This is a genomic window from Paenibacillus sp. FSL P4-0127 (assembly GCF_038007325.1).
GTDB lineage: Bacteria > Bacillota > Bacilli > Paenibacillales > Paenibacillaceae > Fontibacillus > Fontibacillus macerans.
In genome coordinates, this window is sequence record NZ_JBBOWY010000002.1 from 593,338 (window position 1) to 608,258 (window position 14,921).

The following is a 14,921-nucleotide window of genomic DNA, read 5'->3' on the forward strand; positions in this document are numbered from 1 at the left end:
ATTTCTTGACAAGGGATACGACTATCCGATCATCCGGGAACAAGTAGCTGAAGACACCGATCAGCATTGTCAAAGGATTTGCCGAAGGGCTGCTGGATCATGTGGCCGACAATAAACGCGACCGCTATGCCCGGACGATTCTCCGGGAAGCGGATCGGATGGAGAAGCTGGTGGCTGACATGCTGGAGCTGACCCGGCTTGAGGCGGGCTCGGCTCCGCTGAAAGAAAGTGTTTTTTCATTTGAGGAACTGGCTGCAGAAGCCGTGGAGAAGATGTCGCGTTTGGCCCGGGACAAGCGTATGACCTTTCAAATGGAAGGCGAAGCCGGAAGCCGGGTGAAGGCCGACAAGGAAAAAATTGAGCAGGTGCTGCTTAATTTACTCAGCAACGCGATCCGTTATGGAACCGAAGGCAGCGCCGTCTTGATCCGTCTGGAGGCTCAGCCGGAATTTCTCCGTGTTTCCGTTACCAACCAGGGGCCGCTTATTCCGCAGGATCAGCTGCCTTTGATTTGGGAGCGTTTCTACCGCGGGGAAGACTCGCGGAACCGTAAAGCGGGCGGAACTGGACTGGGGCTTTCGGTCGTTAAGGAAATTATGCTGCTTCATGAACAGGCGTTCGGAGCACATAGCACGCCGGAAGGGATGACGTTCTATTTCCACCTCCGGCTAGTTTAACCGTATTAGCCGAATTAGCCTTATATGCCGCGAAATCCGCGTATAAACCCTCTTCCTCCAGGGAAGCGTCTGCAGAACTGCTGCCCGGCTTTATACCTACTTTCCCTCTGGCAGATAGAAGACAAATCAAAGAGAGAGGCAATAGAGCAAAGCCGCATATTTCACGCCTTTTTCCAGCAAACGTGCAAGCGGCAGAACAGAGGATAGAAAACGATGGCGAAACAGATGTCAGCAACACCCCCGCCGGTTTGAAAGTGGGGCATGAATGATAAGGAAGCGAACATTAAAATGCACGATCCAAAAATTAAGACGACTAAAAAAATAACCGACGAATGACTAGCCGCCGGTTCAAACTGTAAGTACAGTGTGTAGTCGTTTTTATCTTCAGGGCTGTACCTAAAGCTCTCTATATTTCTATCTCTCCGGACTTGGAAATCAATTGTCTGACGGCCTCAACTACCGTTGCGCGTCGACGTGCATGATCCGATTTCGCGGCCGCCAGTTCTGCGATCTCGGGAGGTTGGGACGACCACAAAGCAGCGATGCTTTGAACAAGTATCATCAATTGTTCCGCGTCAAACCGGGATGAAAGCCTTCCGTCCTCTTGAGCGGCTCGAATGACATCGATTTTATGACGAGCGGCCTCGATGCTTCCGGGGATCAGTTGATCGGTCCCGCCTCGTTCGAGTCGGTGCCACATGATTACACGAGCGACTTCAGGATGCTGCACGCTCGCATCGAATAGCTTTCCTGCATACTCGGGCAGGTCTTCTGGAATAATGGGAATATTGGTTATAGTCTCGTTGACAATAAAATGCAACACAGCGTCGAACAATTCGTCCTTGCTGCCAAAATAGGTATATACCAGTCCTGCACTGCACCCGGCTCGCTCGGCAATTTGATCGACCCGGCTTCCGGCCAGGCCGCGAGCGGCGAATTCCTTCAAGGCGGCGTCAAGAAGCTGTCGTTTTTTGGATTCGGGATCTCTTTTCATCATGGGATCATTATACTTGAATAAACGTTCATTTGACAACCGGATTTGGCGTGTGGTTTAATGAGGAAGTAATTAATTAAACGTTCATTCAATAAGGAGGGCGAAAGTTATGCCTGCAAAAGTATGGTTTATTACAGGAGCCTCGCGCGGATTTGGCCGCGCCATTGCTGAAGCCGCGCTTGAACGGGGCGATCTGGTGGTGGCAACGGCGCGAAATCCGGAGACGTTGCGAGAACTGGTATCCGCAAGCGAAGGACGCGCCTATGCCGTTCGACTGGATGTTACCGATGAGAACGAAGCCAAACAGGCCATTGCGCAAGCCGTAGAGAAATTCGGTCGAATCGATGTTGTCGTGAACAACGCCGGATACGCCGATCTCGGATCGATTGAGGAAACGCCGTCGGAACAGTTCCGCGCCCAGATCGAGACCAATCTGTTCGGTGTCGTCCATGTTAGCCGCGCGGCGGTTCCGGTCTTCCGAAAGCAAAAGAGCGGGCGGTTCATTCAATTCTCCACGATCGGCGGACGCCGCCCGGCAGGACCGGGACTCGCCGCATACACGGCCGCCAAGCATGGCGTCGAAGGATTTTCCGGCGTGCTTGCCGCAGAGACCAAGCCTTTCGGGGTGAAAGTAACTTTGATTGAACCCGGCGGTTTCCGTACCGACTGGGCAGGATCCTCGATGAAGATCATTCCGCCTGGCGAAGCGTATCAAGAGACAGTCGGCATACTGCTGAATATCTTCAGCGACGCGGCCAGGACGGGGAGACGTCCCATCGGGGACCCCAAGAAGGCTGCGAAGATCATTCTTCAAGTGGCCGACATGGAAGAGCCGCCGCAATGGCTCGCTTTGGGCAGCGATGCCGTGAACATGATCCGGCAAGCTGACGAGTTGAAGCTCGCAGAACTGGCCAAATGGGAAGAACTCTCGCTCTCTACGGATGCCGACGATGCTGTCCATCCCGACCTTAGTAAGCTATAAAGTTAATCCTGCCAAAGCTCGATTTGCTACGAAAGAGAGGCAACTGAAGCGGTAATAGCAGGATCATCCAGTAGCGATTGGGTTTCATCCTAACGGGCATGCATGACTATCTGATCAGTTGTCCCGATATATCATAAAGCGACATAGGAAAAAGGCAAACCAGTTCGAAAGACTGGGACGCAAAGCCACGGGTCTTCTGCCTGCGTGCAATGATCGCCGGGTTACCCTCGCTAATGCTGTCAGTTAAAGGCACGGCCTTTCGGGGGCGTGTCTTTTTTGTGTTCCCAGAACAATCAACGAGGTGATGATAAGATGGAGGAGCGTGCAAGTTATGCCCGTAGAAGTTGATGAAGTCGTGCGTTGGAATGAAGGCAAGATACAAGTACTGCTGGTGGACAGCGACCCCATTTGGCAGCATCGGATGACGGAAATGATCAATGCGGAGACGGATATGAATCTATTTCATATTGCAACAAACAAGGAGTCGGCCATTCGAGCGAGTGAGCAATTGGATTTAGATGTGATGATTCTTGATCCGGTGTTACATTCATCGGGGCAGGACGGACTCCATACAATTTCCGAAGTTCTAAAAATAAAATTGATGCCAATCATCATCTTGACCTCCCTCTGCGAGCCTGAAATCATTGTGGAAGCTGTGTTGGCCGGAGCAATCAATTATATTACCAAGATCAACTATGTGGATGTCGTGCACGCCGTCAGAGAAGCCTATCGGGGACAGGCTTCCCTTCATGCAGATGCTGCATCCATAATCCGTAATGAAATTGGGCTTGATAAGCGTAAAGAATTACACTGCATGCTGACCCCCACTGAAAAAGAGATCTTGCAGTTGATCGGGTGGGGCTATAAACAGCCGGTAATTAGAGAGTTATTAGGCGTTACAGAGAACACTATGAAATCGCACATTCGTAACATCATTCGAAAGTTCAATGTCAGTTCCATTCATGAAGCAGCCGAGAAAGCGAAACGAAGAGGCTTGTACGATCGTCAAGATCGAACCTTGTGTTAGCAATTTGTATTTAATTCGAGTTAATTTGTGTTTATTCGACACTTTATGAGCTGATCGTGTTGATGAAAATTTCACCCTCCATTTTTAAGCGCTTTATAGGTAAAATGGTTGATGAAGAGGGAGATTTTTAGGAAAATACGACCGGGGGTGAGCGTCGCAAAAAGGGAAAGGAAGACTATGAAAATAGCCTTGTCAACTTTGGCGAATCTAGAAAAGAAGGGTAGATGACGATGGAAATGGAGCGTGAACAATGTACAACGAAGTCGATTGATGGGCCAAACAGGCGGAGGAATACGTTAAGAAAGCATGCACAGCAAGGAGGGGTGTCTGATGTCGCAGATCTGGCCCCTGTTCCCTTTGAAAAGGTTGAATCGTGGCTGAAGTCCTATAACGACTGGAAAGCGAGATTGAAGTATGTTCAATCCGAACTCGCTCACATCCCAGAATTGACGCGCACCCTTCATATGGTTGCGGCTCATAGCAGAGGCAGAAAACAGGAAACGGTATTACGAACGGTCATTCGACGCATACAGATCACTGAACATGAAATTCCATTATTGCTATCCAGAATCAGTCTTATCGACTACGCTCTTACGTCGCTTACCTCGGAAGAAGGCTTATTTGTTCGATTGAGATATATTGATAATATTGCGTCCTCAGATGCCATAAGTCGTCTGGCACTTTCCCGCCGCGCGTACTTTTATCATCGGAAGCGAATTTTACGCAAAATTTACATGAAAATTAAAGATAGGGCGTTTTTGCTGGATTTGGAGTCGTCTCAAGCAGATTGAATGAATTCAGAAGACGCATTGCACATAGATTTGACCCCCGTATTCAACTTTGAGGGTCGGAGTGCCGGCGCCGCATGGAACATGTTCCGAATGCTGCACTGGTTTTGCCCTTTTTATGCACTAACTATGCACGCCATATGCACATGTTTCGTGTTATGTTGATAATGTGGACAGACAGTGCCACGGTAGCAACAAGAAAAATCAGTGATTACTTTTTTACAAGCGTCGTTTCTTTCCCTGATGCCCAGCGGAAGGAAGTACGGCGCTTTTCTATATTGCTAATGCAGTTGTCGGCTAAATATCAGATGCCAAGGAGTTGAACGGCACAAGGGCAGCGCCATGCATCATAGCCCGCTTAATTTCTCACACGGTGTTGCCAGGTGAGAAAGAGGGTGAAGGCGATGTATGCTTATTGCTCATAACTGCAATCGGCGAAAATATCGGCAAGAATATAATTCAATTTCACAATCGGACCTAGTCGCAATCGAGCGTGGACGCGCTCTCCGGCAAGGTCCTTTTTGTTTTCTACAGCTGTTATACAAAGGCACAAAAGGTAGCGTTGGCTGTCGTTCTCCCCCCTCTGTTTTGGTTTGCCAACAAACCAAAATGGAGGGACATGAATGAAAAAGATGAATTTGCGGGATATGTATCCTTTTATAAAGTCGGATGTATGGGTTGATGTAGATGAAGAAGTTGCCCACGAAATGCGGCGATTCGACTTGGAAGAAGGTGCTTACAGACTTCGAACATATCGCCATCGGGCCTATTATTCGCTTGATCGCAACGATGGGATTGAGCAGCATGTTTTATTTCTTTCGATTTCACCGGAGGAGTATTACGAGCGCAAACTTTCAAGGCAGCAACTTTATGAAGCAATGTGCCTTTTGCCGGAGAAATCTGCCAGGCGGATTTACGCCCATTATTTCTTGGATATGAGCAAAGTCGATATTGCCAGAGCCGAGCATGTCGATGAGCGGGCGGTTCGTAAATCGATTCAACGGGGCTTGAAACAAATGGAATCCTTGCTCAAAAACATGTAATCGTTTCGTGGGAGGGTCCGATTTTCCTGCCAAAATGAACGGTTATATAGAGGACCATGTTCAGACAGCGGCTGGTTGCAACCAGCCGCTGCATTCTATACGAAAGGGGTATGTGACGATGCAACAGGTTCGGTTTCGAGATGATGAACACGAGAGGTTTTATGTTCAGATGATGGATGAAAGGAAATGCAACGACGGCTATCACCGAGCATTGTTCTATACATTGGGCATTTCCCGAGAAACCAGAAGTCATATCCGTGATTTGTATGATTTTGCTAATGGCGGCATTAAGCCCGAAGGCCTTTCGGCCCCTTGGCAAACCGGCAGTTCCACTCGGGTATGCCGGCTCGCCTTTAATTTGTGGAATGGCTGGACCGAAGCGGGGGGCGAACATCACTCCACTCCCCATGAATTATTTGATTGCAGCTATACCCCCTACTTTTTTGAAGCGATTCGTCTTCGTTACCCCGAATATTGCCGAAGTCACGAGAGAACGTTCAAACGGCTGGCCGAACAAACCCGCTGAATGGCTGCCAACATTGGGAGTTGATTGGGACTATGAAAGAGATTAAAACGAGAGATGTTGTGAAAGACATCAAACGTTTGGATAGATTCCTGAACGTGTTGCCTCGTGTAAAGCGTTCAAGCGGTCGTGTCAAACGGCAGGTTGAGAATGACAAGAAGACCTCTCAGTCTCCAGTTGAATATGCGCAGCGACAGTTCGCAGCGGCTACGAAAAAAACGACACGCGTCCAAATGGGAGTGAGTCTGCGCATTAACAAGAGATTAATCCGACACATTCTAAAAAGGCGGCTGTTGCCAGAGGGTGATTCTGTCGCAAGTGATAGCTCGCTTGATGTTAATGCGGAGCCTTCGCTTACGCGTACACCGCGACTTGCTCGTAGCTTACATCTCCGTAAGCCGGTTGATGGAAAATACGTCTTGTCTTCTGGTTCGCATTCAGGAAAACAACGTTTTATTATTCGAAGCCGGGTCAATGCCCGGCTTCTGTATCGTTCTCGAACAGGTGGCTATCCTGAACGGATGCCAAAACGGGATTTCGGACATCTAAAACCGACCGGGAAGAAGGAAACATTCTCCGCCGCGGTAACTTGTTCAGCAATCGGGTACGTGAAACCGTTAAACCGAGCCTCGGCAACAATAATCAAGCAATCAGGTCATGCAGTTAAACGGAAAGTACGAAACTTCAAGACGTTATCGCCATTTATAAAAAGTGGGCATCGGATAGATCACGCTAACAATCATTCGGATGCTCAAACTGAAGGGAAAATGAATGCCGTCAAGGAAGCACAGCGGGCTGCGCAGATGGCGATGTCTGCTCGCCGGTCCATCCAGACTGCACGAGCTGCCGCGAGATTGAATCGTCTTATCGTTAAAATGGTTGAAAGAGCCGCCGCGTTGCTCGTCAAGGGATTGACGGCGCTTTTGGGATTCAGCGGTTCGGTAATTGTAGTTCTATGCATCGTTATGGCGATAGCCGCTGTCATTTCCTCTCCGTTCGGAATCTTTGCGTCCGGTGAAAATACGGATGCCGATGTCAAGCCGCTTTCCCAAATCGTTCAAGAGCTGGACGCTGAATTCGCAGCCAGACTGGTAGAGATACAGCAATCCGCTGGCAATGTAGACCGGGTGGAATATCATTATCCCGGCAGCGCGGACAATACGCGGATCGATAACTGGATGGAAATTATCGCCGTCTTTGCCGTGAAGACCGTCACGGATGCGGAAAACGGAATGGATGTGGCCACACTTGATGCAACAAGAAACGGTATCATCCGATCGGTGTTTTGGGATATGAATTCGCTGGAATCTCGTGTTGAAACGATAGAACATAAGGAAACGGTTACGGTTGAACATGAGGACGGGAGCACCAGCGAAGAGACGATTACCCGACATGAACGCATTTTGCATATTACCGTCACTAGCCATACTGCGGAGCAACAGGCAGATACTTACCGCTTTACAAGTGAACAGATGGAACTTATGAAGGAAATGCTGTCCGAGGAGTTTCGCCCGCTTATGTTTGCGATACTTGGTAAAGATGCGGATATTGGCTTGACGCCGGAGCAGCTTGATTTGGTTCAACAGCAATTGCCCGAAGGTGAACTGGGCAGTGAAGCCGTCAAGTTGGCGCTGACTCGTCTAGGCGATCCGTACAGCCAGCCGAAGGCCGGGCAGGGTAATTATACGGATTGCAGCTATCTCGTCCAATGGGTTTACCGTCAGCTAGGTATTAACTTGCCGCGAACCGCAGCGGAGCAGGCCAGATTTTGCGTGGAGAATGGCCTGACAGTAGGCGCGGCCGACTTGGTTCCTGGCGATCTCGTGTTTTGGAGCTACGAGAGTAATGGCAGATTTATGAATATTACTCACGTTGGGATTTATGCGGGAGATGGCAAAGTAGTGGACGCTTCCTCAAGTCGGGGGCAGGTGGTGTATCGCAATCTGTTCGATTCGGACAAACAAGTGTTGTTTGGCAGACCTGAAATTTTGGACATTGAGGCTGCCTTCAATACCTTCAATTAGTGGTAACGAGAGAGTGAAAAGACACAAAACATTAGGTTGAGAGATTCAACTCGATTGTTTGAACAATCAAGAATATATTCTGGGCGAAGAGGGATTATAATTGAACACAAATAAATTTCAATAGTAGACAACACGACAAAGAGTAAATTAAATTTTCCATTGTTGTTGAAACAAACAGGCATTCCCTGAGGATTGCCTGTTTGTAGCAATTTATGTTATTGCTCGGTCTTTTTATTGCCCCCTCTGAATAGGACGAGTAGGAAGAGATTCATATAATTTCACATATGTCAATCCCGCTTCATCTAACAGTTTATTTAATGTAGCTGTGTAAGTGGCACTGTCACTTGTTGTATAAGCATCAAACACTAAAGATGAAATGCGATGGGCTAATGAAGAAATTTCTGACGGTGTCCAAATATGCATTTGTTCTCCAGGACTCGCTGTTGGGTGAGCCGGTATTATGGGACCGACAATCATTAATTTAATATTTCGGGCAGAGTTCGGGAATTCTTCTTTATACCATTCACTATGATTTAGAGCTTGACCAACATCTCTTTTTGAGTAAAAAGAAGTATCTTTCTTCTCCTCTTTACTTTCAATTAATATATCAACCTCAGGGGAAGTCCAAAATATATCAGGGCCACGTCCCCCTGTTTCTGAATCAGGTCTGTTTGATGCAAAGCCCAAATATCTCCCCAACCAAGATAAAGCTTCTTCGTATTGATTAGTCGTATTTTTTTCAGTGAAAAGAGGAGATAGACGATCCTGCATTTCACTAAAAGATCCGTAATTGAAGTCACCGCGCGCACTGAGAACACTCGCGATTCTTTCTCCTTGCGAATCGCCAAATATTACGGGAGGTGCGTAAGTAGTGACTGATTCAGGATTAATTCGACCCAGGACTCGATAAGCATTAGAAGACCTATTAAAATATCTCTCGGCTGCGGAGGTATTGCCACCTAATAAGTAAGCATAACCTATCAAGTGTGCATGCCAAGCCGCAAGTGCTTTGTCTTGATTAAAAATAGGATCTAAATGTTGTTCCAAGGCGCGTGCTGCTTGTTGATATTCACGATCCCATAAATGTTCTATAAATTTTCGTTCAGCAAATGCAACTTGTATACTGTGTTCTTCAAGTTCTCTCACAGAATCTTCTGATGCCTTTTCGTTTGCAACAGAATGAGGTTGTATTCTTGCTCTGTGTACAGAAGTCCATCCGGGATCACGTGGTACGGCTACAACGGACATAACTAATTTGTGCAAACTCTGGAAGTCGGAGATACTCTTTGTGAGTTGCTCGCCCAGTTCTAATTGAGCACGTGTATATGGAGGTATCACTTTGCGATTGCTTCCTCTTGTGATCCAATCGCCTATGTCATCTCCAAGTAGAAAAACGACACCAAAATCATCATTTCCTCTTGAAATCCTACCCATTGCTTGAATTAACCTAGAAGCAACTGTTCCTTGAAGAAATTTGTTTCCCCCCAAATTGTTCCATAAGAACTTTTCCATATTACCAGTACCAGAAGGGAGGCCATCAATAACGAGAAACCTACATGTGTCTCCAGGGAAATCCATTCCTTCAAATCTAGCAGGGGCAACTAATATACCTGTTTGTGCATTTTTGAATTCTTCCACTTTCAACGTAAAATCATCTGACGAAAAAGTCATTTCATGCTCACGCCAACGTTTAGCCCTGGGCTCGCTTTTAGGAATAATAAGTATCTTGAAGTATTGTGATAAGAAAATGATGTAATCAAACATCCCATTTTTCAGTCCAGGATTAACATATGGAGTCACTATAAGACGCTCAGATTCTCCTGCACTTGTTTTAGGCTCGATATACGCATCAGGCAAGAAGCCAAAAGTACGAACAAATTCAGGTTTGTTTTGCATAGTAGCGGATAAGAACACTTTAGTTACTGATGAAGACATAAAAGGTAAAGTATTAACTGGTGGTAAGAAAGGCGATATCTCAATTCCATCTGAACTTAGAAATGCTACACATAGATCCAAATTATTTCGTAAGTGTTCCCAAGCAAACATAGAGATCCTTTTAGTTGTAACACCCTCATTTGTAAGTGACTCAATAACGCGACTTACTACTTGCCTCCAAACAAAAAGAGGAATAAAAAGAACACTTGGGTCATCTTTAAAAGCAACTACTTGATCGAATTCAGGTCCCCGGTGAATGGACTCAAAATATTGTCTGACTTGTCCAACCAACGTGGAGTAGGTTGTAGGGAATTCTGATTCAGGAAGATGAAGAGTGAAATTTTCCCTAACAATGTGGGAGGCAACATGGGCATCATCAAAAATTATCCCTTCAATATCTGTCCTAAAACGAGTGTTCTTCCCATTAAATAAGGTTTGATAGTTGGTTAAACATTGAATTTCGCCAGTATTAAATTCAAGCTCATTGACCATATTTCTATTAAAATATGTGGCTACGGATAGTCCCAGTCTTTCTGCAGCCTGAGCCGTTTGAACAATAAGTTGATTTGATCCACACAGGTAAAAAACTCTATCTAAAGAACGATTAGTAATTGATTGCCCTTCTAAGAGTCCAATTACCGTTTTTCCGCCTCCAGTATTAAGAATTACAACAACATGCTTTTTTCCTTGATCTAATACATGATGTATTTCCTCAAGTGCTAAGTACTGCCCTCGCCAGAGGTCATTAACCTTTCCTTTTGGTAAGTTATCATATATTTTTATCGGGTGTTGTTCCCTAGGACCAGTTGTTTTGTTAAAAAATTGGCTAAAGTCAAAAGACATATCTCCACCCCGTTCTGTTACAATGTTTTTTATTTAATCCATTCTTCAGGAATGAGTTTATTATTGTCGCCGCGCCATTCACAAACTTCATTAACGTTATGAATGTCGCCCCAAATACTGCTGTCAGCATGTTCTAATACGATAATTTGGAATTTTGATTGAGATATTTTTAATGCTTCTGACATTGTTTCAAAGATTTTTTTGACTGCAATCCTATCCTCGTCATTTTCAAGCTTTGGATCTAATTCTTGTTCATTTTCTCTGGCTGCTATTTTTTTAGGAAAATAAACTTGGCTAGGTTGGTCATAAACAATAAATCCCGGTACTGGTGAATGACTTTGTTGATTGAAAAATAATTGGAATGCGAGTGTCACTGAGATGTGATAAGCAAGCCAATTCGAACCGCTGCCTATTTCCCAAAGGTAATCGTCACGCCCATCTTGTCCACTGACAACAACAGTTAAATTTTGATAATCAATCCGAATGGGATCATTTGGGCGTTCTGAATCTAGCAACGGCAAGAGTCTTATTGCATAGCCCCCAATTTTATTTATTGCTGAATTGACCCTTTGTATTACTGCACTTTCATTTACCTGTGCCCTTAAATTTGATAGTGTATTATTGATGGTTTCTATCTCATGAATTAATTCACTATCTGTACCTAATGATTTAAATGTTTCGTTTGCATATTGAACTTGGCCTATAAATCTGGAGATATTTTCAACAGTATATTTTTCATGCTCGGCAGAATTTCTTATTTGACTTTGCAATTTAATTCTTTTTTGTACAGCCGTAATCTGCTCAGATAGTATACTGATTTCTGATTTTACATTATCAAATTCGCGCTCGAATGCTGCTGGGATTTTATTTGTAAATCCCGTTTCATCTTCAAGTTTAATTAAATTGGTGTAAAATTTATCGATTTGTTCTTTTGGATGATTCTTAGTTCCGAATATTGGACAGGTTTCATTGTCTTCTGTCAGGCTTTTTAACCATTTAGATATATTTAAGCGTTCAACCTGAATGGTCAAAGATTCCCGATACCCGTCTAGACTATTCATCAATTGACGCATTTCTGTATAACGATTTTTTAAGGATGAGAGTTTTAGAGAGAGCTCGCTTTCTTCCTTTCTTAATGCGACAATTTCTTGAGAGGAAGCTTCAATATTTTTATTAAGAATGCTCGAATCCGATGCTCGTTTCTCCGATATTAATGTCAGCATCTCAATTTGTTCCTCAAACGAAAGGTCATTCAATGCATCCAATTTAATAAGGCCAAACTCTTGTGCTATAGCAAGCCAGCCATTTACTTCGGTTTTCCATTTCTCGGATACCTCTTTGAGCTTTAATAATTCTTTTTCTTTGCGCTTAAGTACTCTAGTTAGATTATTAATTTCTTGTCGTTTCGCAAGAATATCAGGGGTAACTGCACCAAGTATATATGGGAATATATTTATAAGCTTTGTTCTATGTTCTGTAGTATCCGCTTTATAAAACAATGTGTTTGCATTTGCTACAATATTCTGAGGTTGAAAGCAGAATGCCATTAAATCTCTAAAGGATGGTCTACCTAGGTAGTTGCTTGAATTCTCATCGTCGATGTCTAAGAAAGTTAAAGATGACAATTCATCTAAAAACTTTTTTACTGAATCTCTATTCGTATTTTTTATAGGGATATCAGGGATTTCTACTTCAATACCGGATGCGATGTACATATTATCAGTAGACTTCTGTAGCCCAGGTTCTTGTCTTGCTAGAAGCACTTGTTTTTGATTGACTTCAATGACTATTCCAAACCAACTACAAGCATTTCTGATTGTTTTAACAGGTATGTAACAAGAATCCGAGGCTAAGCAATAATCAATGATCGGAATAATTGCAGATTTCCCAGTTCGAGATGCACCAGTTATTATATTTACAGAATTAGTCTTAAACTCAATCTCCTTTGGTTTGAATTGAGGTTCTCTTGACCAGAGGATAAGTTTTTTTATTTGGAAATCCATTGTTAAAACCTCACTTTTAGTATTTGAGATATTTCATGAAGAGTCAGTTGGGAACACCAAAATCCCAACTTTTCTGAAGCTTTTCCAAGTTTAACTATAGATTTAGGTTCTTGTTTTCGTTCAGTTGTTGTAAAAGGAAAAGCCAGGGCTTCCTCATAATCTAATGCGATGAGGGAAGAGTAGAGAGCTATTTGGATCGACCGAAGTGATAGTTCTTTCATGTTTGATGCACTTATATGAATATTTGATACAAGATCATTTTTATGCACTTTTGTTGAAAGAAATTTATTAGCAAAGGTTCGTAGGCCCGAGGGCTTGTTAGTGGAAGACAACAATTCAGAGATATCTTCACGAAATATTACTGGTAAAACAATAAATAATAGAGGGAATGGGACTAAGGATTTATTGTTACTATAATAGCCTCTTACAAAGTTCCATATAATAAATGCACCGAATGCAGGATTCTGAACGTTTTGAATTTCCTTATTTAAGTTGGACACTTAATCCACTCCCTGGCATGAAAATATCTTTATAATTTGGATGCCAGCCAATTTCCACATCATCAGATAAGGCATGATAACATCCGGCAGTAAAAAAGTCTGGCACATAAAGATGATCAATATTAACTGGATCATTCTTACATTCAAGATACAATAGCTTCCCCAATTCTTCAGGTGAAAGGTTCAGATGCTTATTCTGAAGAGAGAGAATTTTTCTTTTAGTATCCCATTTTCTTACTAGTGTTTCTTGATAGCTTGTCAGATTTCCATCACTGATGTCCCCGCGCTTAGCCCAAATTGTTCGGTTAGTAGAGGCCCGGAGATAGTCATTTATCGCTTCGATTTTTTCCGTATAGTCGCATTCCACAACGTCTAATTGTTCTACATATCTTCTTAATGCATTCATCTCTTCCTGAACTTCTTGCGCGGTGGGTCTTGGAGCTAATTCTTTTAGACTTTGTTTTTGGTTATATTCACGTCTGATCGCAATAAGTTCTGTTCTGTATTCTTGATACGATATGCACATCGGTTGTTTATTTTCAACCAATTCCGATAATCTTTTATCAATCCATCCCAACATATACGTAAATAAAATGTCTCCTAAATCTTCTTCTAGCATAGCCCTTTCGCAGAATGTTTCGTAAAGAAGAGCTGTATGGTTTGTTTGTATAGTTTTCAAACAAAATTTTTGAATGATTTGACTTGCAAATAATTTATTCCCAGGTTTAAAAAAACTTCTTATATACAGTGCATACTCGTCAGAAAGTTCTTTTTCTTCCCCTGTATCTTTATAAAACTCTTGTTTTGCAGATTCCCAAGCTGCTTGTGCTTTCTCTAATGTATCTGCATCTTGAAAGGAGCTCGCAATTGATCCTTTTCTATCTGCTGTTACAAAAAGGATGAATTTTGTGTTGTGAACATCAAGTTCATGATTTGTTACAGATAACAACCAATTATAAAGAGTTTTCCATAGATCTTTCGCGCGATTCGAAATGGGATTGTTGTTTGAAAGAACACTTTTTAGCTGTATTGCATCTACAGTTCCATCGGATTTTTCAACAGCCACATCTTCAAGAACCTCTACACTTACTATATCGTTAGATGAACAACTCTGAAGTTCGTATAATGCGTGTCGTACTTGTAACGAATAGGCGTAGACTTTATCGGGAACATGTGTGTTAGCTAATTTAACTTCTTCTTTTGGTGTATCTCTTTTAGTTTTGCCCACTGACTTCAACTTCTGGTTCAAAGATAAAAGAGCTATCAGCAGCAAGGTTAGCTAGTTTAGTCATGTTAATATAATTCTGAAGTACCTTGCGTTTACGCATCAATATAATGGTAGCATTAAACTCTTGTATCCTCAACCAAACTCTTCATTCACTACCTATTACCTCCATCGCAGTTTTGGCGACTTTTTTGCATCCATTCTGGGAGTAGCGATCCATAAGCCATCGGCAACAGCAACTCGCAAGGTCCGATTTTGCATTAAAAATGAAATGAATAATAGAGGGACATGTTCCGTTCCTCTCAATGAACTTTGACAACCGAATACAATCTTATCCGGTACGTTCCCCGCATGGCC

12 protein-coding genes and 1 riboswitch are annotated in these 14,921 nt (G+C 43.6%); of the genes, 7 read left to right on the plus strand and 5 right to left on the minus strand.

The window, feature by feature from the left end:
- The first annotated feature begins 59 nt into the window (after nucleotides 1–59).
- A complete protein-coding gene (locus tag NYE74_RS29150; protein ID WP_341005542.1) occupies nucleotides 60–677 on the plus strand; it encodes a sensor histidine kinase in 618 nt (205 codons plus the stop codon).
- Nucleotides 678–1,083: 406 nt separating this feature from the next.
- Here NYE74_RS29150 and NYE74_RS29155 read toward each other — a convergent pair whose 3' ends face one another.
- A complete protein-coding gene (locus NYE74_RS29155; protein ID WP_341005408.1) occupies nucleotides 1,084–1,674 on the minus strand; it encodes a TetR family transcriptional regulator in 591 nt (196 codons plus the stop codon).
- Between the two features lie 106 nt (nucleotides 1,675–1,780).
- On the opposite strand from NYE74_RS29155, the gene NYE74_RS29160 reads away from it, so the two are divergent.
- The 6 genes from NYE74_RS29160 to NYE74_RS29185 all read left to right on the plus strand — a co-directional run bounded on the left by NYE74_RS29160 (nucleotide 1,781) and on the right by NYE74_RS29185 (nucleotide 8,058).
- Entirely contained in the window at nucleotides 1,781–2,653 is an 873-nt protein-coding gene (locus NYE74_RS29160) for an SDR family NAD(P)-dependent oxidoreductase (RefSeq protein WP_341005409.1), read from the plus strand.
- 143 nt (nucleotides 2,654–2,796) lie between these two features.
- Nucleotides 2,797–2,882, plus strand: a riboswitch (cyclic di-GMP riboswitch).
- 102 nt (nucleotides 2,883–2,984) lie between these two features.
- The gene (locus tag NYE74_RS29165; RefSeq protein WP_341005410.1) at nucleotides 2,985–3,680 is read left to right on the plus strand and encodes a response regulator transcription factor; all 696 of its coding nucleotides are present in this window, start codon (nucleotides 2,985–2,987) and stop codon (nucleotides 3,678–3,680) included.
- 230 nt (nucleotides 3,681–3,910) lie between these two features.
- A complete protein-coding gene (locus NYE74_RS29170; protein ID WP_341005411.1) occupies nucleotides 3,911–4,471 on the plus strand; it encodes a hypothetical protein in 561 nt (186 codons plus the stop codon).
- A 620-nt stretch (nucleotides 4,472–5,091) separates the two neighbouring features.
- Nucleotides 5,092–5,511: an RNA polymerase sigma factor gene (locus tag NYE74_RS29175; protein ID WP_341005412.1), complete on the plus strand. Its 420-nt coding sequence runs from the start codon at nucleotides 5,092–5,094 to the stop codon at nucleotides 5,509–5,511.
- A 118-nt stretch (nucleotides 5,512–5,629) separates the two neighbouring features.
- The gene (locus NYE74_RS29180; RefSeq protein WP_341005413.1) at nucleotides 5,630–6,037 is read left to right on the plus strand and encodes a DUF6075 family protein; all 408 of its coding nucleotides are present in this window, start codon (nucleotides 5,630–5,632) and stop codon (nucleotides 6,035–6,037) included.
- 32 nt (nucleotides 6,038–6,069) lie between these two features.
- Nucleotides 6,070–8,058 carry a C40 family peptidase gene (locus NYE74_RS29185; protein WP_341005414.1) on the plus strand — a complete coding sequence of 663 codons (1,989 nt, stop codon included), beginning with the start codon at nucleotides 6,070–6,072 and terminating at the stop codon, nucleotides 8,056–8,058.
- 231 nt (nucleotides 8,059–8,289) lie between these two features.
- Here NYE74_RS29185 and NYE74_RS29190 read toward each other — a convergent pair whose 3' ends face one another.
- Genes NYE74_RS29190 through NYE74_RS29205 form a run of 4 tightly spaced genes read right to left on the minus strand, consistent with a single transcriptional unit; the run spans nucleotide 8,290 to nucleotide 14,567 of the window.
- A complete protein-coding gene (locus NYE74_RS29190; RefSeq protein ID WP_213509919.1) occupies nucleotides 8,290–10,836 on the minus strand; it encodes a tetratricopeptide repeat protein in 2,547 nt (848 codons plus the stop codon).
- 29 nt (nucleotides 10,837–10,865) lie between these two features.
- A complete protein-coding gene (locus NYE74_RS29195; RefSeq protein ID WP_036623420.1) occupies nucleotides 10,866–12,839 on the minus strand; it encodes a DUF3732 domain-containing protein in 1,974 nt (657 codons plus the stop codon).
- Between the two features lie 2 nt (nucleotides 12,840–12,841).
- On the minus strand, nucleotides 12,842–13,339 hold the full coding sequence (locus NYE74_RS29200; protein ID WP_036623419.1) for a three component ABC system middle component: 498 nt from the start codon (nucleotides 13,337–13,339) through the stop codon (nucleotides 12,842–12,844).
- Entirely contained in the window at nucleotides 13,323–14,567 is a 1,245-nt protein-coding gene (locus NYE74_RS29205) for an ABC-three component system protein (RefSeq protein WP_051985471.1), read from the minus strand. Before NYE74_RS29205 ends, NYE74_RS29200 begins: the two co-directional genes overlap by 17 nt.
- Between the last annotated feature and the right edge of the window lie 354 nt (nucleotides 14,568–14,921).